Source organism: Burkholderia sp. Tr-20355 (assembly GCF_017104685.1).
GTDB classification, from domain to species: Bacteria; Pseudomonadota; Gammaproteobacteria; order Burkholderiales; family Burkholderiaceae; genus Burkholderia; species Burkholderia seminalis.
In genome coordinates this window covers 20665-44380 of record NZ_JAAGPK010000045.1, presented here as the reverse complement: position 1 = coordinate 44380, position 23716 = coordinate 20665, and the positions used below count along the sequence as shown (strand labels likewise).

At 65.5% G+C, this 23716-nt stretch carries 22 protein-coding genes and 1 other RNA gene; 5 read left to right on the top strand and 18 right to left on the bottom strand.

Annotated features, from left to right (window positions below; genetic code table 11):
• Positions 1-5 precede the first annotated feature (5 nt).
• A complete protein-coding gene (mltB, locus tag G3N62_RS14755; RefSeq protein ID WP_080287788.1) occupies positions 6-1355 on the top strand; it encodes a lytic murein transglycosylase B in 1350 nt (449 codons plus the stop codon).
• A 79-nt stretch (positions 1356-1434) separates the two neighbouring features.
• On the opposite strand, the gene cysM is transcribed toward mltB, so the two are convergent.
• From cysM to gyrA, 16 genes are all read right to left on the bottom strand, one after another.
• On the bottom strand, positions 1435-2337 hold the full coding sequence (gene cysM / locus G3N62_RS14750) for a cysteine synthase CysM (RefSeq protein ID WP_034187432.1): 903 nt from the start codon (positions 2335-2337) through the stop codon (positions 1435-1437).
• A 224-nt stretch (positions 2338-2561) separates the two neighbouring features.
• Positions 2562-2915: a helix-hairpin-helix domain-containing protein gene (locus G3N62_RS14745; RefSeq protein WP_034187431.1), complete on the bottom strand. Its 354-nt coding sequence runs from the start codon at positions 2913-2915 to the stop codon at positions 2562-2564.
• 74 nt (positions 2916-2989) lie between these two features.
• Entirely contained in the window at positions 2990-3982 is a 993-nt protein-coding gene (gene rfaD, locus G3N62_RS14740) for an ADP-glyceromanno-heptose 6-epimerase (protein WP_034187430.1), read from the bottom strand.
• Positions 3983-4045: 63 nt separating this feature from the next.
• Positions 4046-4996 carry a D-glycero-beta-D-manno-heptose-7-phosphate kinase gene (gene rfaE1, locus G3N62_RS14735; RefSeq protein WP_051700958.1) on the bottom strand — a complete coding sequence of 317 codons (951 nt, stop codon included), beginning with the start codon at positions 4994-4996 and terminating at the stop codon, positions 4046-4048.
• A gap of 7 nt (positions 4997-5003) precedes the next feature.
• Positions 5004-6404 (bottom strand): UDP-glucose/GDP-mannose dehydrogenase family protein, encoded by a 1401-nt coding sequence (locus tag G3N62_RS14730; protein ID WP_034187429.1) that lies wholly within the window; start codon positions 6402-6404, stop codon positions 5004-5006.
• A gap of 90 nt (positions 6405-6494) precedes the next feature.
• Complete coding sequence (gene lapB, locus G3N62_RS14725) at positions 6495-7667, bottom strand: lipopolysaccharide assembly protein LapB (RefSeq protein ID WP_059557123.1); 1173 nt, start codon at positions 7665-7667, stop codon at positions 6495-6497.
• A 53-nt stretch (positions 7668-7720) separates the two neighbouring features.
• Entirely contained in the window at positions 7721-8014 is a 294-nt protein-coding gene (locus G3N62_RS14720) for a LapA family protein (protein ID WP_012328123.1), read from the bottom strand.
• 208 nt (positions 8015-8222) lie between these two features.
• Entirely contained in the window at positions 8223-8546 is a 324-nt protein-coding gene (locus G3N62_RS14715) for an integration host factor subunit beta (protein WP_034187427.1), read from the bottom strand.
• 22 nt (positions 8547-8568) lie between these two features.
• Positions 8569-10299 carry a 30S ribosomal protein S1 gene (rpsA, locus tag G3N62_RS14710; RefSeq protein ID WP_309290345.1) on the bottom strand — a complete coding sequence of 577 codons (1731 nt, stop codon included), beginning with the start codon at positions 10297-10299 and terminating at the stop codon, positions 8569-8571.
• 124 nt (positions 10300-10423) lie between these two features.
• Entirely contained in the window at positions 10424-11110 is a 687-nt protein-coding gene (cmk, locus tag G3N62_RS14705; protein WP_006476573.1) for a (d)CMP kinase, read from the bottom strand.
• A 13-nt stretch (positions 11111-11123) separates the two neighbouring features.
• Complete coding sequence (aroA, locus tag G3N62_RS14700) at positions 11124-12428, bottom strand: 3-phosphoshikimate 1-carboxyvinyltransferase (RefSeq protein ID WP_069706144.1); 1305 nt, start codon at positions 12426-12428, stop codon at positions 11124-11126.
• A 13-nt stretch (positions 12429-12441) separates the two neighbouring features.
• A complete protein-coding gene (locus G3N62_RS14695; RefSeq protein ID WP_124669187.1) occupies positions 12442-13368 on the bottom strand; it encodes a prephenate dehydrogenase/arogenate dehydrogenase family protein in 927 nt (308 codons plus the stop codon).
• A 186-nt stretch (positions 13369-13554) separates the two neighbouring features.
• Positions 13555-14637: a prephenate dehydratase gene (gene pheA, locus G3N62_RS14690; RefSeq protein ID WP_124669188.1), complete on the bottom strand. Its 1083-nt coding sequence runs from the start codon at positions 14635-14637 to the stop codon at positions 13555-13557.
• Positions 14638-14670: 33 nt separating this feature from the next.
• Entirely contained in the window at positions 14671-15753 is a 1083-nt protein-coding gene (gene serC / locus G3N62_RS14685) for a 3-phosphoserine/phosphohydroxythreonine transaminase (RefSeq protein ID WP_034187424.1), read from the bottom strand.
• A gap of 155 nt (positions 15754-15908) precedes the next feature.
• The gene (locus G3N62_RS14680; protein ID WP_034187466.1) at positions 15909-16508 is read right to left on the bottom strand and encodes a DUF2059 domain-containing protein; all 600 of its coding nucleotides are present in this window, start codon (positions 16506-16508) and stop codon (positions 15909-15911) included.
• An 83-nt stretch (positions 16509-16591) separates the two neighbouring features.
• On the bottom strand, positions 16592-19195 hold the full coding sequence (gene gyrA, locus G3N62_RS14675; protein WP_034187423.1) for a DNA gyrase subunit A: 2604 nt from the start codon (positions 19193-19195) through the stop codon (positions 16592-16594).
• A 526-nt stretch (positions 19196-19721) separates the two neighbouring features.
• On the opposite strand from gyrA, the gene ompA reads away from it, so the two are divergent.
• The 4 genes from ompA (at position 19722) to ssrA (ending at position 22357) form a co-directional block, all read left to right on the top strand.
• On the top strand, positions 19722-20390 hold the full coding sequence (ompA, locus tag G3N62_RS14670) for an outer membrane protein OmpA (RefSeq protein ID WP_006476579.1): 669 nt from the start codon (positions 19722-19724) through the stop codon (positions 20388-20390).
• 154 nt (positions 20391-20544) lie between these two features.
• On the top strand, positions 20545-21243 hold the full coding sequence (ubiG, locus tag G3N62_RS14665; RefSeq protein WP_034187422.1) for a bifunctional 2-polyprenyl-6-hydroxyphenol methylase/3-demethylubiquinol 3-O-methyltransferase UbiG: 699 nt from the start codon (positions 20545-20547) through the stop codon (positions 21241-21243).
• A 13-nt stretch (positions 21244-21256) separates the two neighbouring features.
• A complete protein-coding gene (gene gph, locus G3N62_RS14660) occupies positions 21257-21970 on the top strand; it encodes a phosphoglycolate phosphatase (protein WP_049033186.1) in 714 nt (237 codons plus the stop codon).
• A 17-nt stretch (positions 21971-21987) separates the two neighbouring features.
• Positions 21988-22357, top strand: a transfer-messenger RNA (tmRNA) gene (ssrA, locus tag G3N62_RS14655).
• 276 nt (positions 22358-22633) lie between these two features.
• Here ssrA and G3N62_RS14650 read toward each other — a convergent pair.
• A complete protein-coding gene (locus G3N62_RS14650) occupies positions 22634-22984 on the bottom strand; it encodes a DUF4148 domain-containing protein (protein ID WP_034187420.1) in 351 nt (116 codons plus the stop codon).
• Between the two features lie 361 nt (positions 22985-23345).
• On the bottom strand, positions 23346-23615 hold the full coding sequence (locus G3N62_RS14645) for a hypothetical protein (protein WP_049033188.1): 270 nt from the start codon (positions 23613-23615) through the stop codon (positions 23346-23348).
• Between the last annotated feature and the right edge of the window lie 101 nt (positions 23616-23716).

Here is a 23716-nt window from a genome sequence, read left to right as displayed (position 1 = left end):
CATCAATGATGTCCATCGTCTGTCGCGAATTCGCCGCTAACTTACCACAACGGGGGCCCGCCACGCCCCGGCGCGCCGGATCCGTCGGGTATACTGCGCCGAACACAATCGCCCTGTCCGCCCGCTTCGACATGAATTCCAGCAAGCCTGCCGCCCTCCTCTCCGCGCTGTCCCGTGTCCGCGTCCCGCTCGTCGCCGCCGCTGTCGTCGCGGCCCTCGGCACCGCGCCTGCCGGCGCGCAGACGCAGCCGGCGAAGCCCGCCGGCAAGCTCGTCGCCCAGGCCCAGCCGCAGCAGCCGTTGCCGCAAGGCCAGACCTTCGAGGAGGAAATTGTTCCGCAGCGTTATGCGAACAACGCCAAGGTCGACGCCTTCATCGACGAGATGGTGAGCCGCAACGGCTTCGACTCCGCGAGCCTGCATGCGCTGTTCTCGCGCATCAGCTACTCGGCGACGGCCGTCAAGCTCGTGAAGCCGGCCCCGTCGCCGACGGTCAAGAACTGGCGCGTCTATCGCTCGCGCTTCATCGAGCCGATCCGCATCAACGCGGGCGTGAAGTTCTGGAAGGCGAACCAGGCAACGCTGCAGCGCGCGTCCGAGCAGTTCGGCGTGCCGCCCGAGGTGATCGTCGGCATCATCGGCGTCGAGACGATCTATGGCCGCTACATGGGCAATTTCCGCGTGCTCGACGCGCTGACGACGCTCACGTTCGATTATCCGGACACGCCGAATCGCGACAGCCGCCAGGCAACGTTCCGCAAGAACCTCGAGGACTTCCTGGTCTGGACCCGCGACAACCAGCTCGACCCGACCACCGTGCTCGGCTCGTACACGGGCGCGATCGGGATCCCGCAGTTCTTGCCGAGCAGCATCCGCGAGTATGCGGTCGACTTCGACGGCACGGGCCACGTCGATCTGCGCAGCAGTCCTGTCGATGCGATCGGCAGCGTCGCGAACTACCTGAAGCAGCACGGCTGGGAAACCGACCGGCCGGTGGTCTGGCAGATCACGCCCGATACGGGCAGCCTGGGCATTGCGCAGGCCGCCGCCGACGGCCAGCCCGAGCCGCACTGGGCGCTGTCGCAACTGACGCGCGCGGGCATGACGCTGAACGAGCCGACGGTCAACATCACGACCGAAGCCGGCACGCCGGTGACCGTGGTCGACCTGCCGTCGCCGGGGCGCGCGACCGAGTACATGCTCGGGCTCAAGAATTTCTACGTGCTGACGCGCTACAACCGCAGCTTCTTCTACGCGCTCACCGTGTACCAGCTCGGCGAAGCCGTGAAGGCGCAGATGGAAGCGAGCGGCGCGCTGAAGCCGGCCGCCGCCGACGACGACGCGCAGTCGCAGTAAGATCTGCCCGCCCAAAGAAAAAGCGCCGCACGAGCGGCGCTTTTTACATGGCTGGCGCGCGGCGCACGCCAACCCGTGTTCAGGCGGGAAACACGCCCGTGGACAGATAGCGGTCGCCACGATCGCAGACGATGAACACGATCGTCGCGTTCTCGACCTGACGCGCGATGCGCATCGCGACTTCGCACGCGCCGCCCGACGAAATGCCCGCGAAGATGCCTTCGACCGCCGCCAGCCGGCGCGTCATCGTTTCCGACGCGGCCTGGCTCACGCTCTCGACACGGTCGACGCGGCTGCGATCGAAGATCGTCGGCAGGTACGCTTCCGGCCACTTGCGGATGCCCGGAATGCGCGAACCGTCTTCCGGCTGCGCGCCGATGATCTCGATCGCCGGGTTCTGTTCCTTCAGATAGCGCGACGTGCCCATGATCGTACCCGTCGTGCCCATGGCCGACACGAAGTGCGTGATGCGCCCTTCGGTATCGCGCCAGATCTCCGGCCCCGTCGCTTCGTAGTGCGCAACGGGATTGTCGGGGTTCGCGAACTGGTCGAGGATCACGCCCTTGCCTTCGCGCTGCATCTCGTCCGCGAGATCGCGCGCCAGCTCCATCCCGCCCTTCACCGGTGTCAGGATGATTTCGGCACCGTAGGCGGCCATGCTCTGGCGGCGCTCGACCGACAGGTCCTCCGGCATGATCAGCACCATCTTGTAGCCGCGGATCGCGGCGGCCATCGCGAGCGCGATACCCGTGTTGCCGCTGGTCGCCTCGATCAGCGTATCGCCCGGCTTGATGCGCCCGCGTGCCTCGGCCTTGCTGATCATCGACAGCGCCGGGCGATCCTTCACGGAACCGGCCGGGTTGTTGCCTTCGAGCTTCGCGAGCACCACGTTGTTGCGCGCGCGAATCTCGTCGTCCGGCAAGCGGACCAGTTGCACGAGCGGCGTATTGCCGATCGTGTCTTCGATAGTTTTGTAAGCCATGGATATACCGTCAGTGCGAGGCCGATCAATCGATCGATTGTAAACCAGCACCGCCGCTCGCGCCGGCAACCCCCATTACGACGATGGAATACGCATGCCGCGCGACACGTGATCGCCCCCCCGTATCGCACGCGCTCCCCCACGCAAAAAACCCGCGGCATGCCGCGGGAAGCCGTCATGACGACGGCGGCTGAAGGAGCTCGTTGTCGGTCGCGCGCGATGCGTTACTTCTGTGCGGTGCGGGCGGGCGCGGCGGCAGGCTTGGCCGCCGCAGGCTTGCCCGCGGCGGGCGGCGCCGCGGCCGCGCCGGCTGCGCCCGCCGCGCCGATCGTCAGCCCTTCCTGCTGAAGCCGCTCGACGATATGCCCGCCCATGCCTTTCACGCGCGCGGTGAGATCTTCCGCATTCCTGAACGGACCGCGCGTGCCGCGTTCATCGACGATCGCCTTCGCCCGCGCCGGACCGATGCCCTTGATGCCGACGAGCGCATCCTCGCTCGCGGTATTGACATCGACGGCCGCCCAGGCCGACGCGACTGCGCCGAGCATGACCGCTGCGGCAAACCATTTCCTGATCATGTGCTGGATCTCCGAAGAAAAACGGCCGGCGGCTGCCGACCGTGAGACCCAGTCTAGCGACGCAACGCCTGCGTTTAAACCTGGCCGGATAGCCAACGGACGTAGCGGTCGACGCCTTCCTGCACGGTCAGGAACGGCGCGTCGTAGCCGGCTGCGCGCAGTTTCGTCTGGTCGGCCTGCGTGAAGCACTGGTACTTGCCGCGCAGCGCATCGGGGAACGGCACGTATTCGATCAGCCCCTGCTCGACCTGCTGCGCGAGCGTCAGCGGCGGCTGGTTGTCGAGCGCGCGCAGCGTGTTCACGACCGTCGACGCGATATCGTTGAACGGCTGCGCCCGGCCCGTGCCGAGGTTGAAGATGCCCGACTTCTCCGGGTGGTCGAAGAAGAACAGGTTCACCTTCGTCACGTCCTCGACCGACACGAAGTCACGCGTCTGCTCGCCCGGCGCATAACCGTTGTACTCGCCAAACAGCTTCACCTTGCCTTCAGCGCGGAACTGGTTGAAGTTGTGGAACGCGACCGACGCCATGCGCCCCTTGTGCGTCTCGCGCGGGCCGTACACGTTGAAATAACGAAAGCCCGCGATCTGGCTCTTCGCGCTCGGCAGCACGCGGCGGATCACCTGGTCGAACAGGAACTTCGAATAGCCGTACACGTTCAGCGGCGCCTCGACGTCGCGCTCCTCGACGAAACGCGTCGAGCCGCCGTAGATCGCGGCCGACGACGCGTACAGGAACTGCGTGCCGTGCGCGAGACAGGTATCGAGCACCGCGCGGCTGTAGCGGAAGTTGTTGTCCATCATGTAGCGGCCGTCGGTTTCCATCGTGTCCGAACAGGCGCCTTCGTGGAACACCGCGCGCACCTTGCCGAAATCGCCGCGCGCGAAGCGCTCGACGAATTCCGTCTTGTCGAGATAGTCGTCGATCTCGCAATCGACGAGATTGCGGAACTTGTCCGCGCGCGTCAGGTTGTCGACCGCGATGATGCGCGATTCGCCGCGCTCGTTGAGCGCCTTGACGATGTTCGCGCCGATAAAACCGGCCGCGCCGGTGACGATGAGGGTCATGATCGTCCTGCCTGAAAAGTGCGAGCCACTCGTGCGACGCGCTCGTCGCGCCGCCGAATGCGCTCAGTGAAACAGTTCGTCGTAGTCCACCGTGGCCGTGCCGAGCTTGCCCACCACGATGCCTGCCGCGCGATTCGCGAGCACGACCGCGTCGACCAGCGGCACGCCGGCGCCGAGCATCGTCGCGACCGTCGCGATCACGGTGTCCCCCGCGCCCGACACGTCGAACACCTCGCGCGCGAGCGCCGGTGCGTGCAGTTCGCCGGTCGCGGAAAAAAGCGTCATCCCCTCTTCCGAGCGCGTGAGCAGCAGCGCATCGATGTCGAGCTCCGCGCGCAGGTTCGCGACGCGCGCGCGCAGGTCGTCTTCCGACTTCCACTGGCCGACCACTTCACGCAGCTCCGCGCGGTTCGGCGTGATCAGCGACGCGCCGCGATAGCGCGCCCAGTCGTCGCCCTTCGGGTCGACGAGGACGGCCTTGCCAGCCGCACGCGCCTTCTCGATCATCGTCGTGACGTGCGTCAGGCCGCCTTTCGCGTAATCCGACATCAGCACGACGTCGTGCTGCGGCAGCAGCGCGTCGAAGCGCGCGAGCCCCGCGAGCAGCACCTCGTGCGTCGGCATCGCCTCGAAGTCGACGCGCAGCAGTTGCTGCTGGCGCGCAAGCACGCGCAGCTTGATCGTGGTCGGCAGCGCCGGGTCGCGCTCGAGATGCGGCGTCACGCCGCTGCCGGCGAGCAGTTCGACGATCCGCTCGCCGGGCTCGTCGCACCCGACGACGCACAGCAATCCCGCCTGGCCGCCGAGCGTCACGGCATTGCGCGCGACGTTGGCCGCGCCGCCGAGCCGCTCCTCCTGACGCTGCACGTGCACGACCGGCACCGGCGCTTCAGGCGAAATGCGATCGACGTTGCCGAACCAGTAACGGTCGAGCATCACGTCGCCGACGACGAGCACGCGCGAGCGCGCGAGCTGCGCGCGCGGCACCGATACGATTTCGTGAAGAGTATTCATCGTGTGGTCAGCCGCGGGAGGACGACTGCGGATCGACATACGGGCGGCCGATCGCATAGTAGTCGATGCCCAGCTCGGCCATCGCGTCCGGCTCGTACAGGTTGCGGCCGTCGAAGATGACCGGCGCCTTCAGTTCGGCCTTCAGGCGCGTGAAATCGGGGCTCCGGAATTCCTTCCATTCGGTCACGATCACGAGGGCATCCGCGCCCGTCACGGCGATATCCTGCGTGTCGACGAGATGCAGCCGCGCCAGCGCATCGGCATCGTGGCCGAAATCGAGCTCGAACACGCGCCGCGCTTCGTCGATCGCGACCGGATCGTACGCGCGCACGGTCGCACCGCGCTCGAGCAGCGCGGCGATCAGACGCCGGCTCGGCGCCTCGCGCATGTCGTCGGTGTTCGGCTTGAACGCGAGGCCCCACACCGCGAACTCGCGGCCCGTCAGGTCGGCGCCGAAGCGTTGCTCGATCTTGCCGATCAGCACGTCCTTCTGCGCATGGTTGGCGGCCTCGACGGCTTCCAGGATGCGCAGCGGCTGGCCGTTCTCGCCGGCGGTGCGAATCAGCGCCTGGACGTCCTTCGGGAAACACGAGCCGCCGTAGCCGACGCCGGCGTACAGGAAGTGATAGCCGATGCGCGGATCGGAGCCGATCCCGCGGCGCACGGCCTCGATGTCGGCACCGACCTTGTCGGCGAGATTCGACATCTCGTTCATGAACGAGATGCGCGTCGCGAGCATCGCGTTCGCCGCATACTTCGCGAATTCGGCCGAGCGCACGTCCATGTAGATCGTGCGCTCGTGGTTGCGGTTGAACGGCGCGTAGAGCTTCTTCATCTTCTCGCGCGCGATCGTGCCGGTCTCGTCGTCGTCGACGCCGATGATGATCCGGTCCGGACGCATGAAGTCCTCGACCGCGGCGCCTTCCTTGAGGAACTCCGGATTCGACACGACCGAGAAGCGATGCGCGACGCTGCCCGCGAGCCCGCGTGCGGCAAGCGCCTCGTCGACCACGCCGCGCACGCGCTGCGCGGTGCCGACCGGTACCGTCGACTTGTCGACGATCACCTTGAAGCCCGTCATGTAGCGGCCGATGTTGCGTGCGGCCTCGAGCACGTACTGCAGGTCGGCCGAGCCGTCCTCGTCGGGCGGCGTGCCGACCGCGATGAACTGGATCTCGCCGTGCGCGACGCTCGCCTCGATGTCGGTCGAGAAGCGCAGGCGCCCCGCCGCGCGGTTGCGCGCGATGATGTCCAGCAGCCCCGGTTCGTGAATCGGCATGCCGCCGTTGTTCAGGATGTCGATCTTGCGCGGATCGACGTCGAGACAGAAGACGTCGTGACCGATCTCCGCGAGGCAGGCGCCCGTGACGAGGCCGACATAGCCGGTGCCGATGATGGTGATTTTCATAGATGTTCCGGTACTTCCCGGTAATTGACTAACTTGGCCGCCGGGGCCAGCCCGGCGGCAACCGCAGCGCGTTGGCTCCGCGTGCCGGGATCAGCCCGGCATCGCAGGTTCGACGCGGCGCGGCGCATAGGTTTCCCAGCCGCTGCATCCGGGGCACTGCCAGTAGAAAAGCCGTGCCCGGAAACCGCAATTCTGGCACGTATACCGTGGCAGATTTTTCGTGCGCTGCTTGATCAGCGCACGCATCATTTCAAGTTCCTTACGGCGCGGTTCGTCGGCCGCCGCGATCTGCGCATCGAGCAGGTGCAGCATCCCCGACAGGTTCGGTGACTTCTCCATCTGCAGGCGCGCCAGCGTGTGCGCCGCTTCCTGGCCGCGCAACCCGGCGATATGCTGGTACGCGATGTCGAGCAGGTCGTTCGACGGATAGCGGTCGACATACCCCATCAGCAGCTCGGCGCCTTCCCCGTTCTTGCCGAGCGCGACATACGCCTTCATCAGCTTGTCGGCGACGAGCGGCAGATACGCGGGGTTCTGCGCTTCGACACGCTTCCAGTGCCCGATCGCGGCGGTGTGGTCACCTGCCGCCTCCGCCGCGTCGCCCGACAGGATCGTCGCACGCACGTTCTGCGGGTTCACGGTCAGCGCCAGGCGCAACTGTTCGGCTGCCGCGGCCGCATTCTTGCGCTGCAGCGCTTCCTGCGCGAGTTCGCAGTGGAACTGCGCAATTTCGACGCCGAGCGGTTTGTCGCTCATCGATTCGATGCGCTTCGCGGTATCGATCGACTTGTTCCAGTCCTTCTCGATCTCGTAGATCGTCAGCAGCGCCCGCTGCGCGCCGAGCGCATAGTCGCCGTCGGCGAGCTTGTGGAACGCCTCCTCGGCGCGATCGAGCAGGCCGGCCTTCAGGAAATCCTGGCCGAGCTCGTACAACGCGTGGTCACGCTCGTTGACCGGCAGGTCCGTGCGGCTCAGCAGGTTCTGGTGCACGCGGATCGCGCGGTCGGTCTCGCCGCGGCGGCGAAACAGGTTGCCGAGCGCGAAGTGCAGCTCGACCGTCTCGGGATCGAGCTTGGCGACCTCGATGAATGCGTCGATCGCCTTGTCGGGTTGTTCGTTCAACAGAAAATTCAGGCCGCGGAAATACGAGCGCGGCAGGTTGGCGCTCTCCGACAGGAGATTCTTCAGGTCATAGCGTGACGCCGCCCACCCGAGCGCGAACGCGACCGGAATCGCGAGCAACCACCAGAAATCCAGATCCATGCGAAATATCGAAGCAGAGACGAAAACCGCGCGATGATCGCGCGGCGTCCGTGTTAAATGACGGGCGGCATCGGCGGCTGATCGATGACGGCGGGCGTTTCACGCGCCGCGCGCAGATCGCGCTTCAGGCGCCCGTTCTCGAGACGCAGGCGGAAGATCGAAGGCAGCGCGGACAGCAGGCCCGCCAGCAGCCCCACGGCGAAAAACGCCAGGCCGATCAGGATCAGCGGCGCTTGCCATGCGTAGCCGGCAACGAAATTCAGCGTCGCGGTTTGCGTATTGGCCAGCGCGAGCACCAGCAGCAGGACGAACACCAATACCCGGATCAGCCAGACGATAAACTTCATGAAGCCCTCTCTTTGTTGAGGTTTGCTGCGGCGCGCGACTCCCCTTCGTCGCACCGAATCGACCCGTATTGTAAAGGAAGCGTTTCCGCGACTGCGCACATCCTGCGCCGGCCGTTGCATCGCTGCCGCCGGAAATGAAAAAAGCGCCCCAAGGGGCGCTTTTCTTTTCAGCCTTCGCCGGACGGGTTCCGGGCACACCAAACGACGTTCAACGCTCGTCGTCCGGATCGTCAGCCTTCAGCGGTTCACCGGCGCGGCCGTCGACGCGTTCGCGCAATTCCTTGCCAGGCTTGAAGTGCGGCACGAACTTCTCGGGCACCTGCACTTTCTCCCCCGACTTCGGGTTGCGTCCGACGCGCGCCGGGCGACGGTTGAGGCCGAAGCTGCCGAAACCCCGAATTTCGATGCGATGCCCTTTCGCCAGGGCATCGGACATCGCATCGAGCATCGTTTTCACCGCGAAATCCGCATCCTTGAGGACAAGTTGCGGAAATCGCAATGCCAGCTGCGCGACCAACTCGGATTTGGTCATACTTCAGCAGACCTCGTGAGGCTTACTGGTTCTGGCCGTCGAGCTTCGCCTTCAGCAGCGCGCCGAGGTTGGTCGTACCGGTCGCAGCAGCGCTCGTGTCCGACTGCAGGCCGCGGATCGCTTCCTGTTGCTCAGCCGAGTCCTTTGCCTTGATCGACAGGTTGATGCCGCGCGACTTGCGATCGATGTTGATCACCATCGCGTTGACCTTGTCGCCTTCCTTCAGCACGTTGCGTGCATCTTCGACGCGATCCTGCGAGATTTCCGACGCACGCAGGTAGCCTTCGATGTCGCCCGTCAGCGTGATGACCGCACCCTTCGCATCGACCGTCTTCACGACGCCGTCGACGATCGAGCCCTTGTCGTTCATTGCAACGTAGTTGCTGAACGGGTCGCCTTCGAGTTGCTTGATGCCGAGCGAAATACGCTCCTTCTCGACGTCGATACCGAGCACGATGGCTTCGACTTCGTCGCCCTTCTTGTACTTGCGAACGGCTTCTTCGCCGGCTTCGCTCCACGACAGGTCCGACAGGTGGACCAGGCCGTCGATGCCGCCCGGCAGACCGATGAACACGCCGAAGTCGGTGATCGACTTGATTGCGCCCGTGATCTTGTCGCCCTTCTTGAAGTTGCGGCTGAAGTCATCCCACGGATTCGGCTTGCACTGCTTCATGCCGAGGCTGATACGACGACGGTCTTCGTCGATCTCGAGGACCATGACTTCGACTTCGTCGCCCAGCTGGACAACCTTCGACGGCGCAACGTTCTTGTTGGTCCAGTCCATTTCCGACACGTGGACGAGGCCTTCGATGCCCGATTCCACTTCGACGAATGCGCCGTAGTCGGTGATGTTCGTGACCTTGCCGAACAGGCGCGTGCCCGACGGGTAACGGCGCGAGATGCCTTCCCACGGATCGTCGCCCAGTTGCTTGATGCCCAGCGAGACGCGGTTCTTCTCTTGGTCGAACTTGAGGATCTTCGCGGTGACTTCCTGGCCAACCGACAGGACTTCGCTCGGGTGACGCACGCGACGCCATGCGATGTCGGTGATGTGCAGCAGGCCGTCGATGCCGCCGAGGTCGACGAACGCGCCGTAGTCGGTGATGTTCTTGACCACGCCGTTGACGATCGCGCCTTCCTTCAGCGTCTCGAGCAGCTTCGCGCGCTCTTCGCCTTGCGTTGCTTCGATCACGGCACGACGCGACAGCACGACGTTGTTACGCTTGCGATCGAGCTTGATCACGCGGAACTCGAGCGTCTTGCCTTCGTACGGGGTCGTGTCCTTGACCGGACGCGTGTCGACCAGCGAACCCGGCAGGAACGCGCGGATGCCGTTGACCATCACGGTCATGCCGCCCTTCACCTTGCCGGTGATCGTGCCGGTGACGAGTTCGTTGTTGTCGAGTGCCTTTTCCAGCGACAGCCACGATGCAAGGCGCTTTGCCTTGTCGCGCGACAGGATCGTGTCGCCGTAGCCGTTTTCGAGTGCGTCGATCGCGACGGACACGAAATCGCCCGACTGCACCTCAACCTCGCCCTGATCGTTCAGGAATTCCTCGATCGGAATGTAAGCCTCGGACTTCAGGCCTGCATTGACGACCACGAAGTTGTGGTCGACGCGCACGACTTCGGCGGAAATCACTTCGCCGGCGCGCATGTCTTGGCGGGTCAGCGACTCTTCGAACAGAGCCGCAAAGGATTCGGTATTCGGGGTGGAGGTTTGCAGGTCGGACATAAAAATCTGATTGTGCATGGATCGCTGTGCCACGCCGGCCGGAATGGCAGGCTGAAAGGGCCAGATCGATGACCACACGGGGTTAAGGGTTCGAAACACGCTCCGCGCTTGCGACGCGGAACACCTACCGCTGCCCGCCTTCTCAGGCGGGCTGGCCGAGCGCCCGGTACCACTGCAGCACTTGATCGACGGCTTCATCGACCGACAGCGCCGACGTATCGAGCAGCTTGGCATCTGCCGCAGGCTTCAGCGGCGCGGCCGCGCGATTGCTGTCGCGCGCGTCACGTTCACGAAGATCCCGGAGCAAGTCATCTATATTAGCAGAAAAACCTTTTTGCATCAATTGCTTATGCCGTCTGGTCGCGCGAGCCTCCGCGCTGGCCGTCAGGAACACCTTCAGCACGGCATCCGGGAAGATCACCGTCCCCATGTCGCGCCCGTCCGCGACGAGGCCCGGCGTCTTGCGGAACGCGCGCTGGCGCGCGACGAGCGCGGTGCGCACGGGCCCGTGCACGGCAATGGCCGACGCGCGGTTGCCGACCGCTTCGGCGCGGATGTCGTTCGACACGTCGACGCCGTCGAGCTGCGCACAGCCTTCACGAAAGGTGATGTGGAGATCGTCGATCAGCTTCACCAGCGCGTCGATGTCCTCCGCCGCGATGCCGTAGCGCACGCTCGCGAGCGCGGCGAGCCGGTACAGCGCGCCGCTGTCGAGCAGGTGGAAGCCAAGGTGCGCGGCGACGAGCGCGGCAACGGTGCCCTTGCCGGAGGCGGTCGGGCCGTCGATCGTGATGACGGGAGTCGGGTGAAAGGGTCGGGTCGATTTCATCGGTACAGTCGGGTCAGGCTTTGGCGAGCGCGGCGAAGCGGTCGAAATAGTCGGGGAACGTCTTGCCGACGCACTTCGGGTCGTTGATCCGCACCGGCACGCCGCCCAGGCTGACGAGCGAGAAGCACATCGCCATCCGGTGATCGTCGTACGTATCGATCGCCGCGTTCGGCGTGAGCTTTTCCGGCGGCGTGACGACGAGATAATCGGGGCCTTCCTCGACGATCGCGCCGACCTTGCGCAACTCGGTCGCCATCGCGGCGATGCGGTCGGTCTCCTTCACGCGCCAGCTCGCGATGTTGCGCAGCGTGCTCGTGCCGCTCGCGAACAGCGCCGCGACCGCGATGGTCATCGCCGCATCGGGAATCAGGTTGAAGTCCATGTCGATCGGTTCGAGCTTGCCGTGGTCGTGGCCGATGCCGCGCACGTCGATCCAGTCGTCGCCCATCGTCACGTTCGCGCCCATCTGCATCAGCGCGTTCGCGAAGCCGACGTCGCCCTGGATGCTCGCGCGCCCCACGCCCTCGACGCGCAGCGGGCCGCCGCCGAGCGCGCCGGCCGCGAGGAAGTACGATGCGGACGACGCGTCGCCCTCGACCATGATCCGCCCCGGCGAGCGGTAGCGGACGCCGGCCGGCACGACGAAACGCTGCCAGCCGTCGCGCTCGACGGTCACGCCGAAGCGCTCCATCAGCCGGATCGTGATGTCGATGTACGGCTTCGAGATCAGCTCGCCGTCGACCTCGACGACGGTCCGGCCGTCCTTCGCCTTCACGAGCGGCAGCGTCATCAGGAGCGCCGTGAGGAACTGGCTCGACACGTCGCCGCGCACGCGGATCGGCGCATCGACCGAGATCGTCGCGGGCTTGATCCGCAACGGCGGGTAGCCTTCGTTCAGCTCGTAGTCGATCTGCGCGCCGATCTGGCGCAGGCCGTCGACGAGATCGCCGATCGGCCGCTCGTGCATGCGCGGCACGCCGTGCACGCGATAGTCGCCGCCATTCACCGCGAGCGCCGCGGTCAGCGGCCGCACGGCCGTGCCCGCGTTGCCGAGGAACAGGTCGGCCGTCTTCGCGGTGAAGGCGCCGCGCGTGCCCGTGACGACACAGGTGTCGCCGTCGCGCGCGAGCTTCACGCCGAGCTTGCCGAGCGCGTCGAGCATCACGCGCGTGTCGTCGGAGTCGAGCAGGTTGGTAATCGTCGTTTCGCCTTCGGCCAGCGCCGCAAGCAGCAGCACGCGGTTCGAGATGCTTTTCGAGCCGGGCAGGCGCACGGTGCCCGATGCGCTGGAGTACGGGCCGAGATCGAGATAGTCCATGGGAATCGTCCTGTTATTTCTTGACCGGTTCGGCAGCGGGCGCGCCGCCGCGCTCCTGCCATGCCTTGCGTGCGGCGCGCGAGCGCGTGAACACGGCTTCGAGCGCCGCGCCGTCGCCGGCCTCGATCGCCGCGCGCAGCCGCGCGAGCACACGCGTGTAGCCGTCGAGTTCGTCGAGCAGCGCCGCGCGGTTCGCGACGCAGACGTCGCGCCACATCTCCGGGCTCGACGCCGCGATGCGCGTGAAATCGCGGAAGCCGCCCGCCGCGTACGAGAATTTCAGTTCCGCGTCGGCCTCGCCGAGAATCTGCTCGACGAGCGCGAACGACAGCACGTGCGGCAGATGGCTGATCGACGCGAACACGCGATCGTGCTGCTCGGTGCTCATCGTGCGCACGTCGGCGCCGCTCGCGCGCCACATCGCGTCGATCCGCGCGACCGACTCGGGCGCGTTCTCCGGCAGCGGGCACAGCACGACGTTGCGGCCGACGTACAGGTCCGGCAACGCGGCCTCGACGCCGCTCGATTCGCGGCCGGCGATCGGATGCCCCGGCACGAACTGCGCGATCCGCGCGCCGAGCGCCGCGCGCGCGGCCGCGACGACGTCGGACTTGGTGCTGCCGGCATCGGTGACGATCGTCGCATCGTCGAGCCACGGCGCGATGCGCGCGAGCAACGGGCCCGTCTGGGCGACCGGTGCCGCCAGCAGCACGAGATCGGCGCCGGCGAGCGCGTCGCGCAACTGCGCATCGTCGTCGAGTGCCGCCGCGCGATCGATCACGCCGAGCGTCAGCGCGCGCTCGACCGAGCGACGCGAACGGCCCACGCCGACGACCTCGCCCGCACCGCCCGGCGCGCGCTCGCGCAACGCGCGCGCCAGCGAGCCGCCGATCAGGCCGACGCCGAAGATGACCAGTTTGTTGAATGCAAAGCCTGACACGAGAAGAGCCAAGTTACGCGCGCGGAACGACGCCCCGCACGCGGAATTCCAGATTCCGGGCCACGGGTCCGCACCCGGCGCAACCAGCACCGGATGCCGCCCGAACCCGCCTTCGGCAGCGCCGAACGGCCTGCCCTGCCCGCCTGGCCGCCACGCCCGCGCGAGCAGGCGGCGGACCAGCGCGCGTCAGCGTGCGCGCGGATACGAACCAAGTATCTTCAGGAACGCGGCCTTCTGGCCGAGTTCCGCAAGCGCGGCCGCCACCGCCGCATCGTCGCGGTGCCCTTCGATGTCGATGTAGAAGTAGTACTCCCAGGTGCCGACGCGCGCCGGACGCGACTCGAAACGCGTCATCGACACGCCGTGCCGCGCGAGCGGCTCGAGCAGCTTGAACACGGCGCCCGGCTCGTTCTTCACCGACACGATCAGCGACGTCTGGTCGTGACCGCTTTGCCCGGCCGGCTGCTTGCCGATGATCACGAAACGCGTGCGGTTGTGCGGATCGTCCTGGATCAGCGAGAACGCGATCTGCAGGCCGTAGTGCGCGGCCGCGCGGTCGCCCGCGATCGCGGCGACGGTCGGATCGGCCGCCGCGAGGCGGGCGGCCTCGGCATTGCTCGCCACCGCCTGCCGCTCGAGCTGCGGCGCGTTCGCCGCGAGCCACTGCTGGCATTGCGCGAGCGCCTGCGCATGCGCGCAGACACGCTTCACGCCGTCGAGCGTGCCGCTTTGCGTCAGCAGGTTGTGGTGGATCGGCAGCGCCAGCTCGCCGCTGATCAGCAGTTGCGTCTGCAGCAGCAGGTCGAGCGTACGCGATACGGCCCCTTCGGTCGAATTCTCGACCGGCGCGATGCCGAACGCGGACGCACCGGCCTCGACCGAGCGGAACACCTCGTCGATCGACGGGCACGGCAGCCCTTCGATCGACTGGCCGAAATACTCGAGCATCGCCTGTTCGCTGTACGTGCCGACCGGCCCGAGGAATGCGACGTGGATCGTCTGCTCGAGCGCGCGGCTCGCGGCCATGATCTCGCGCCAGATGGCGCTGATGTGCTCGCTCGCGAGCGGCCCCGCGCTCATGTCCTGCAGCCGTGCGATCACCTGCAGCTCGCGCTCCGGCCGGAACACCGGCGCGTTGAAATGCTTCTTGACCTCGCCCACCTCCAGCGCCACCGCGGCGCGCTGGTTCAGGAGCGCGATCAGCTGCGCGTCGATCGCGTCGATGCGATCGCGCAGCGGTTTCAGGCGGGAATTCAGTTCGTCGTCCATGCGTTTTGCCGTGCTGTTTGAGCAGCGCCGCCGTCAGGCGCCGCGCTGCTCGAAGTCCTTCATGTACTCGACGAGCGCTTTCACGCCCTCGAGCGGCACCGCGTTGTAGATCGACGCCCGCATGCCGCCGACGGACTTGTGGCCCTTCAGCTGCAGCAGCCCGCGCGCCTTTGCGCCGGCGAGGAAGTCTTCATTGCGCGTTTCGTCGGCCAGGAAAAACGGCACGTTCATCCGCGAACGCGCTGCCGGCTCGACCTTGTTCAGATAGAAGCTGCTCGCATCGATCGTGTCGTAGAGCAGCTTCGCCTTTTCGATGTTGCGGGCCTCGATCGCCTCGAGGCCGCCCTGCCGCTTCAGCCACTGGAACACGAGGCCCGCGATGTAGATCGCGTAGGTGGGCGGCGTGTTGTACAGCGAGTTGTTCGCGGCGACGGTCTTCCACTCGAACGCGGACGGGCAGATCGACAGCGCGCGATCGAGCAGATCCTCGCGCACGATCACGACCGTCACGCCGGCCATCCCGATGTTCTTCTGCGCGCCGCCGAACAGCACGCCGTATTTCGCGACGTCCATCGGGCGCGACAGGATGTGCGACGAGACGTCCGCGACCAGCGGCACGTCGCCGAGATCGGGAATCTCGAACGTCTCGACGCCGTCGATCGTCTCGTTGGTGCACAGATGCACGTAGGCCGGATCGTCCGACAGCTGCCATTCGGCGCGTGCGGGCGCACGCGTGAAGCCGTCTTCCGTCTTGCCGGTTGCGGCGAGATGCGGCGTGCAGAACTTCTTCGCCTCATTGAACGACTTCTGCGACCACGATCCCGTCACGACGAAGTCGGCCGTCTTGCGCGAGCCGAGCAGGTTCATCGGCACGATCGCGTTTTCCGCGATGCCGCCCCCCTGCAGGAACAGGATCCGGTGGCTGGCCGGCACGCCGAGCAGGTCGCGCAGGTCGGTCAGCGCGGCCTCGTGGATCGACATGAACTCCTTGCCGCGATGGCTCATCTCCATCACGCTCATGCCGCTGCCGTGCCAGTCGAGCATTTCGTCGGCCGCTTGCCGCAGCACTTCCTCGGGCATCGCCGCAGGGCCGGCGGAGAAATTAAAGACGCGCATCGTGAAAACCTCGGAGGGACGCGACCGGCTCGCCGCCGGCAGAACGCGCCAGAAAAGAAATGGCCGTTTGCGCTCGCGCGCAAACGGCCATTATCGCACTGTCGTCAGGCTCCCGCCAAACCCGGCCGAACGGCCGGGGGCGTGCCCGGACGGCTTTACTTGCCCGGCTTGACTGCTGCGACTTCCTTGTCAGCCTGCGTACGCGTTGCCTGGATCGCTTGCGGCATGTACTTCTGCATCAGGCCGTTGACCACGTCGCGACCGACCTGATCCTGCACCTGGATGAACTTGCGGCCCGTCGGGCTCTTGTAGAACGTCGTCAGATCCTTGATCTCCGACGTGCTGTAGTACTTCGCGTACGCGTCGTACTGAGCCGACATCGCGTCGCTCTGGAACTGCTGCGTACCGAACACCTTGCCCGCGCCGTCGACCAGCTTCGGCACGGCGTTCTTCTGCAGCGTCGGAACGGCAGCCTGCTTCTGCTTGTCGTTCAGCGTCTTGTTTTCCGACAGCGCGTCCGACAGGATCGCCGGCACGAGTTGCTTGGCCTGCATTTCGGCGCTGTTGCCGATTGCCGACACGAGCTTCGGCGCGTCGATCGCGTCGAGCAGATCCTTGATCGCCGCCTTCTTATCAGCGTCGATCGGCGCAGCTGCCGCGGCGGGCGCCGGTGCGGAATTCGACAGCGCTTGCGCCATCGCGAACGTCGGCACCAGTGCGGCCAGCAGGACCAGTTGCTTGAATTGCTTTTGCATCATCACTCCCTTTTGGAAATATGAATGGTTGCTCGCCGGCCGCGGCGCTTCGCGCCCGCGGCGGTCAGAGTCTCATCCGTTCTTCAGGCTTCGCCGTCCGACGCCTCGTCGGCCTCGCCATCGCCCTCTTCTGCCTCCGCGATCTGCTGCAGGCCGGAGAGCTTGGTACCTTCATCGAGACTGATGAGTGTAACACCTTGCGTGGCCCGTCCCATCTCGCGAATCTCGGAAACGCGGGTGCGAATCAACACGCCCGCCGTCGTGATCAGCATGATCTGATCTTCGGCGTCGACGAGCGTCGCCGCGACGACCTTGCCGTTACGCTCCGACGTCTGGATCGCGATCATACCCTTCGTGCCGCGGCCGTGACGCGTGTATTCGGTGATCGGCGTGCGCTTGCCATAGCCGTTCTCGGTCGCGGTGAGCACGGTCTGCTCCTCGCTGCCGGCAACCAGCATCGCGATGACCTGCTGCCCGTCCTCGAGCTGCATGCCGCGCACGCCGCGCGCCTCGCGCCCCATCGGACGCACGTCGTTCTCGTCGAAGCGCACGGCCTTGCCGGCGTCGGAGAACAGCATCACGTCGTGCGCGCCGTCGGTGATCGACGCACCGATCAGGTAGTCGCCGTCGTCGAGGCCGACCGCGATGATGCCCTTCTTCATCGGACGGCTGAATGCCTCGAGCGGCGTCTTCTTCACGGTGCCGAGCGACGTCGCCATGAAGATGAACTTGTCGGCCGAGAACTCCTTGACCGGCAGCACGACGTTGATCTTCTCGCCTTCCTGCAGCGGGAACATGTTGACGATCGGGCGGCCGCGCGAGTTGCGCGAGCCCTGCGGCACTTCGTAGACCTTGACCCAGTACACGCGGCCGCGGTTCGAGAAGCACAGGATGTAGTCGTGCGTGTTCGCGATGAACAGCGTCTCGATCCAGTCGTCTTCCTTCATCTGCGTCGCCTGCTTGCCGCGGCCGCCGCGCTTCTGCGCGCGGTACTCGGACAGCGGCTGCGACTTCACGTAGCCCGCATGCGACATCGTGACGACCATGTCCTGCGGCGTGATCAGATCCTCGGTGTTCAGCTCGGTCGCGTTCAGCTCGATCCTCGAGCGGCGCGCGTCGCCGAATTCGGCCTTCACCGAAGTCAGCTCCTCGCCGATCATCGTCGTGATCCGCTCGGGGCGCGCGAGGATGTCCAGCAGATCGGCGATCTGCGCCATCACTTCGCGGTACTCGCCGATGATCTTGTCCTGCTCGAGGCCGGTCAGGCGCTGCAGACGCATCTGCAGGATTTCCTGGGCCTGCGTGTCGGACAGGCGGTACAACCCGTCGCCCTGCATGCCGAACGCCGGGTTCAGGCCTTCCGGACGATACGCGGAACGGCCGCCCGCCGACGCGTTCTCGGCTTCGGCACGGGTCAGCATCTCGCGCACGAGCGACGAATCCCACGGCTTCGCCATCAGCTCCTGCTTCGCGATCGGCGGCGTCGGCGCGGCCTTGATGATCGCGATGAACTCGTCGATGTTCGCGAGCGCGACCGCGAGACCCTCGAGCACGTGGCCGCGTTCGCGGGCCTTGCGCAGTTCGTAGATCGTGCGGCGCGTCAGCACTTCGCGTCGGTGCGACAGGAAGCACTGCAGGATTTCCTTCAGGTTCAGCAGCTTCGGCTGGCCGTCGACGAGCGCGACCATGTTCATGCCGAACGTGTCCTGGAGCTGCGTCGCCTTGTACAGGTTGTTCAGCACCACTTCCGGCACTTCACCGCGCTTGAGCTCGATCACGACGCGCATGCCGCTCTTGTCGGACTCGTCGCGGATGTCGGAGATGCCTTCCAGCTTCTTCTCGTTGACGAGCTCGGCGATCCGCTCGAGCAGCGAGCGCTTGTTCACCTGGTACGGCAGCTCGTCGACGATGATCGCCATCCGCTGGCCGCGGTCGATCTCCTCGAAGTGGGTGGCCGCGCGCATCACGACGCGCCCGCGCCCGGTGCGGTAGCCGTCGCGCACGCCGGCGACGCCGTAGATGATGCCGGCCGTCGGGAAGTCCGGCGCCGGGATGATCTCGATCAGTTCGTCGATCGTCGCTTCGGGGTTGCCCAGCAGGTGCTGACACGCGTCGACGACTTCGTTCAGGTTGTGCGGCGGGATGTTGGTCGCCATGCCGACCGCGATGCCCGACGAGCCGTTGATCAGCAGGTTCGGGATGCGCGCCGGCAGGACGGACGGCTGCGTTTCGTTGCCGTCGTAGTTCGGCTCGAAATCGACCGTTTCCTTGTCGATGTCGGCGAGCAGCTCGTGACCGATCTTCGCCATGCGAATTTCGGTGTAACGCATCGCCGCGGCATTGTCGCCGTCGATCGAGCCGAAGTTGCCTTGCCCGTCGATCAGCATGTAGCGCAGCGAGAAGTCCTGCGCCATCCGCACGATCGTGTCGTAGACCGCGGTATCGCCGTGAGGGTGGTACTTACCGATCACGTCGCCGACGATACGCGCCGACTTCTTGTACGCACGGTTCCAGTCGTTGTTCAGTTCGTGCATCGCGAACAACACGCGCCGGTGCACGGGCTTCAGGCCATCGCGGACATCCGGGAGGGCACGTCCGACGATCACGCTCATCGCGTAATCGAGATACGAACGGCGCATTTCCTCCTCTAGGGAGGTGGGCAGGGTCTCTTTGGCGAATTGATCCATGTATCCGTATCGTTTCGGAGCGAAGACGGCGAACGCCTTTCGCGTGGGCGCTGCATGCGCAACGCAACGCGAGATTCTAACATGCGCCCATCAGCCGCCAATTCGCGACCCCTCTATATATAAATAGCAAAAATCGCGGCAGCGGCAATTCGACCGACATCGCACGCGACGCGACGTCGCAGGCCATCCCGTCACGCGTGTTTCGCGCGCACGTGTAAACAACAGCACACATTCGCGCAATTTCGCCGACACACTCTTGACAATCTCTAAAAGTTGCGGCAGGGCGGTGTTGCGCATGCACCACAAAGTTGAAGCGATCTTAGGGTGGGGAGGATTTTTTTTCGTAGGAAGGGAACGATATGGCAAAATGCCAACGCACTGAAAGTTAGACGCTGCTCGAAGTCTACACAGAGCGGTGCCGCGTTTTTTGTGCCGCACCAATGTTATACTTCGAGCAATGTATGACTTGTCACCGTCAACAGGCTCGCAGTAAACCTGCGGTAATCTCAATTTCGAGAGGAGAAATATGAATAAACTTTCAAAGCTCGCGTTCATTGCAGCTACCGCAGTTATGGCTGCATCCGCTTCGGCACAGTCGGTGCCGGCGTCGCGTCAAGCCGTCAATGACAACTGGGTGAACGGCACGGGCGAATGGGTGTGGATGAACGGCACGAACGAGCTCTGCTGGCGCGATGCGTTCTGGACGCCGGCCACCGCCAACGCGAAGTGCGATGGCGCACTGGTCGCCCAGGCACCGCAGCCGCCGGTCGCTCCGGTCGCTCCGGCCATCACGAGCCAGAAGATCACGTATCAAGCCGACGCACTGTTCGACTTCGACAAGGCAACGCTCAAGCCGCTGGGCAAGCAAAAGCTGGACGAACTGGCTTCGAAGATCGAAGGCATGAACACGGAAGTCGTCGTTGCAACGGGCTACACGGACCGCATCGGTTCGGACAAGTACAACGACCGTCTGTCGCTGCGCCGTGCGCAAGCCGTGAAGTCGTACCTGGTCAGCAAGGGTGTGCCGGCCAACAAGATCTACACGGAAGGCAAGGGCAAGCGCAACCCGGTTACGACTGGCTGCAACCAGAAGAACCGCAAGCAGCTCATCGCCTGCCTCGCACCGGACCGCCGCGTGGAAGTCGAAGTGGTTGGTACGCAGCAAGTGCAGAAGACGACCGTTCCGGCAAACTAAGCCGCGGTTTTCGACTGCTTCAAAGCCCCGCTCCGGCGGGGCTTTTTCATTGATGCCCGTCCGGGCGCTCGTCGCTTCGCCGCTCGCCTGCTTCTTATATACTCGGGTCTGACGAACCGCAGCACCGCCCTCCTCCTGTAGCCCGTTTGCCGACATGACCAACGCCGATCCGCACGAACTCCAGAAATTCAGCGACCTCGCCCACCGGTGGTGGGATCCGAATGCCGAATTCAAGCCGCTGCACGACCTGAACCCGGTCCGGCTCGGCTGGATCGATGCGCACGCGCACCTGGCCGGCAAACGCGCGCTCGACATCGGCTGCGGCGGCGGCATCCTGTCCGAATCGATGGCCGGACTCGGCGCCCAGGTGAAGGGCATCGACCTGTCGACCGAAGCGCTTGGCGTCGCCGACCTCCACAGCCTCGAAAGCGGCATCATGGTCGACTACGAGGCGATCGCCGCCGAAGCGATCGCCGCGCGCGAACCGGGCACCTACGACGTCGTCACGTGCATGGAAATGCTCGAGCACGTGCCGTCGCCCGGCGATATCGTCGCCGCATGCGCGACGCTCGTGAAGCCGGGCGGCTGGGTGTTCTTCTCGACGCTGAACCGCAACCTGAAGTCCTACCTGTTCGCGGTGATCGGTGCGGAGTACATCGCGCAGATGCTGCCGAAGGGCACGCACGACTACGCGCGTTTCATCCGTCCGTCGGAACTGGCGGGCTTCGTGCGCGCGACCGATCTGCACATCGTGGAGATCAAGGGCATCACGTATCACCCGATCGGCAAGCGCTTCGCGCTGTCGAACGACACCGACATCAACTACCTCATCGCGTGCCGCCGCGGCGCGTGACCTTCCGACCGGCATGACGACTCCCCTTTCGACCGCGCGGGCAGCCGACGAACCGCGCCTGCTGCACTGCGATGCCGTGCTGTTCGACCTCGACGGCACGCTCGCCGACACGGCGCCCGATCTCGCGGCGGCCGTCAACAAGATGCAACGCGAGCGCGGCCTGCCCGAAACGTCGCTCGACGTGTTGCGGCCGCTGGCCTCGGCCGGCGCGCGCGGCCTGCTCGGCGGCGCGTTCGGCATCGATCCGCGCACGCCCGGCTACGAAGCGATGCGCGACGAGTTCCTGGCCAACTACGCGACGGATCTCTGCGTGCATACGGTGCTGTTCCCGGGCATCGGCGACGTGCTCGACGAACTCGATGCGCGCGGCGTGCGCTGGGGGATCGTCACGAACAAGGCGATGCGGCTCACGGCGCCACTCGTCGACCTGCTCGGTCTCGCACCGCGCGCCGCTTGCATCGTCGGGGGCGACACAACGCCGCACCCGAAGCCGCACCCGGCCCCGCTGCTGCACGCGGCCGACCAGTTGACGCTCGCGCCCGCGCGCATCGTCTACGTCGGCGACGACCTGCGCGACATTCAGGCCGGCAGCGCGGCCGGCATGGCGACGGTCGCGGCCGCGTACGGCTATTGCGGCGACGGCGTCGCACCGACCGACTGGCAGGCGCAGCATCTCGTCGATACGACGCAGGAACTGCGCGAACTGCTGCGCGATGTTGGGCTATAATGATTGATCTTATCCGCGGGGGCGACCTGGTTTCGACAGGGGTTGTGAAGCGGCTAGGGCATGTCGAGGACCCGTCACCTCGTTAATCAATGGGAAAATCGTAACTGCAAACGACGATACGTTCGCACTGGCAGCCTAAGGGCCGCCGTCCTCTGCCTAGTTCACTGACGGGCTAGTGTCGCAAGACCGGTAGCAATACCGCCAGAGGTCATTTACGTCAGTTAAGCCCTGTCGGCGTCGCGACGCCAGGGTCGAAAATCTAGCGAATCGCCGTAGTGCAGCGTGTTCGTCCGCGTCGCTGCGGTTAAATCAAAAGACTGGACTAAACATGTAGAACTAGTCGTGGAGCGCTTCTGGACGCGGGTTCGATTCCCGCCGCCTCCACCAAATTCCGCGCTCGTCGCACGAACCCCGCATGACGCAAGTCTGCGGGGTTTTTTGTTGCCGGCGAAACGCATGCCTCCCTCTCCTGCCGAAAAAGCGCCCAGCCACTGACGGACGGGCGGCCGGGCGGAATGCCGCCGGTACTCCGGCGGCAGGAGGTGACGGATGGTCGGCCGCCCCCGCGCAGTCACTCGCTGCGCCTGACGGCGGCCAGCCCGGCTACCGCGGCCCCGGCCACGACGCGTCGTCGCGACCGGTTCGCGCCGGGCGACGCGCGGCTCAGCTGCCGCGATACAGCGACTTCATTTCTTCAGCGCTGGCGGGACGCACGCCCATCGCACGCGAACCCGATGCCGATGCGCCCTGCGCCTGTGCGCCGTAGCCGCTGACGTCGGCGCCTTGCGCTTGCGCCAGCGCACGCTGCTGCTCTGCAACCCGGGCCGTCGCGGCCTGGATCGCTTCCGGATAATGCGGATCTTCGCCGCGGGCGGAGTTGTAACCGGCCTGCTGGAGCTGGACCAGTTCGGCACGAACCTGCGCGCGGGTGATCGTCGAGCCCGACTGGGCGAACGACACGACCGGGGCAACGAGCGCAGCAGCAACGACGACGGCTTGAACGAGCGACTTCATGATGACCTACCTCCAGATTTGTCTGTGTTCGCGGTGAACACCTTGTTCATCGCTGACAAACCGAAGTTTATGTAGGCAGATGCTTAAGAATAAGGCAGGTTTCTGGAAGACATCCTTCCTGAATTACGGGTTAACCCTAGATCAATGAGCGGGACGGCCAGACGTGCGTACGGCAGCTCCGCCCGGCACCCCGTTGGATGCGGGCCCGTCGAAAAGCACGAGCCCCGCAAAGCGGTAACGCTTTGCGGGGCTCGACCATCATCAGGCCCGGAATCGACGCTCGTCCACCCGCGGTCAGATGATGGGCAGTCGTGCGAAAGCACGGCGCCTCACCCCGGGCACAAACGCGCCGGTCAGCGCATTACTGGGTATCCATCGGGCACTTCAGGTTGCAGCCGTTCGGGTCACCCAGGTCGCCCTTGCGGCGCAACGCCGACTTCTTGCCGCCCTGGTATTTCTGCGATGGCGCCGACGCCGCGAACGGCATCTGCGGATGCTCGTTCAAACGAAACTGTTCGCTCAGGATGCCGCCCGGCACACCCGGGGAATTCTGCGCGGACGCAAACGGCGAAACGACGACCAGCAGCCCCGCGGTCAACGCTGCCGCGGCGTGGGGAACGGAAAATTTCATGGCGGAATGACGCCTGAACGGCGTGCTTGTTGGAACGTTGATCAAGCGCCAAGCGTAGCGCAAATCCCCCGCTGTTGCAGCGCGACCCGATCGCGTCCCCG

What these genes read in the sequence shown, in the direction of transcription:
- mltB (WP_080287788.1), top strand. Translation starts at nt 6, where the DNA reads ATGATGTCCATCGTCTGTCGCGAATTCGCCGCTAACTTACCACAACGG.
- cysM (WP_034187432.1), bottom strand. Translation starts at nt 2,337, where the DNA reads ATGGCTTACAAAACTATCGAAGACACGATCGGCAATACGCCGCTCGTG.
- G3N62_RS14745 (WP_034187431.1), bottom strand. Translation starts at nt 2,915, where the DNA reads ATGATCAGGAAATGGTTTGCCGCAGCGGTCATGCTCGGCGCAGTCGCG.
- rfaD (WP_034187430.1), bottom strand. Translation starts at nt 3,982, where the DNA reads ATGACCCTCATCGTCACCGGCGCGGCCGGTTTTATCGGCGCGAACATC.
- rfaE1 (WP_051700958.1), bottom strand. Translation starts at nt 4,996, where the DNA reads ATGAATACTCTTCACGAAATCGTATCGGTGCCGCGCGCGCAGCTCGCG.
- G3N62_RS14730 (WP_034187429.1), bottom strand. Translation starts at nt 6,404, where the DNA reads ATGAAAATCACCATCATCGGCACCGGCTATGTCGGCCTCGTCACGGGC.
- lapB (WP_059557123.1), bottom strand. Translation starts at nt 7,667, where the DNA reads ATGGATCTGGATTTCTGGTGGTTGCTCGCGATTCCGGTCGCGTTCGCG.
- G3N62_RS14720 (WP_012328123.1), bottom strand. Translation starts at nt 8,014, where the DNA reads ATGAAGTTTATCGTCTGGCTGATCCGGGTATTGGTGTTCGTCCTGCTG.
- G3N62_RS14715 (WP_034187427.1), bottom strand. Translation starts at nt 8,546, where the DNA reads ATGACCAAATCCGAGTTGGTCGCGCAGCTGGCATTGCGATTTCCGCAA.
- rpsA (WP_309290345.1), bottom strand. Translation starts at nt 10,299, where the DNA reads ATGCACAATCAGATTTTTATGTCCGACCTGCAAACCTCCACCCCGAAT.
- cmk (WP_006476573.1), bottom strand. Translation starts at nt 11,110, where the DNA reads ATGAAATCGACCCGACCCTTTCACCCGACTCCCGTCATCACGATCGAC.
- aroA (WP_069706144.1), bottom strand. Translation starts at nt 12,428, where the DNA reads ATGGACTATCTCGATCTCGGCCCGTACTCCAGCGCATCGGGCACCGTG.
- pheA (WP_124669188.1), bottom strand. Translation starts at nt 14,637, where the DNA reads ATGGACGACGAACTGAATTCCCGCCTGAAACCGCTGCGCGATCGCATC.
- serC (WP_034187424.1), bottom strand. Translation starts at nt 15,753, where the DNA reads ATGCGCGTCTTTAATTTCTCCGCCGGCCCTGCGGCGATGCCCGAGGAA.
- G3N62_RS14680 (WP_034187466.1), bottom strand. Translation starts at nt 16,508, where the DNA reads ATGCAAAAGCAATTCAAGCAACTGGTCCTGCTGGCCGCACTGGTGCCG.
- gyrA (WP_034187423.1), bottom strand. Translation starts at nt 19,195, where the DNA reads ATGGATCAATTCGCCAAAGAGACCCTGCCCACCTCCCTAGAGGAGGAA.
- ompA (WP_006476579.1), top strand. Translation starts at nt 19,722, where the DNA reads ATGAATAAACTTTCAAAGCTCGCGTTCATTGCAGCTACCGCAGTTATG.
- ubiG (WP_034187422.1), top strand. Translation starts at nt 20,545, where the DNA reads ATGACCAACGCCGATCCGCACGAACTCCAGAAATTCAGCGACCTCGCC.
- gph (WP_049033186.1), top strand. Translation starts at nt 21,257, where the DNA reads ATGACGACTCCCCTTTCGACCGCGCGGGCAGCCGACGAACCGCGCCTG.
- G3N62_RS14650 (WP_034187420.1), bottom strand. Translation starts at nt 22,984, where the DNA reads ATGAAGTCGCTCGTTCAAGCCGTCGTCGTTGCTGCTGCGCTCGTTGCC.
- G3N62_RS14645 (WP_049033188.1), bottom strand. Translation starts at nt 23,615, where the DNA reads ATGAAATTTTCCGTTCCCCACGCCGCGGCAGCGTTGACCGCGGGGCTG.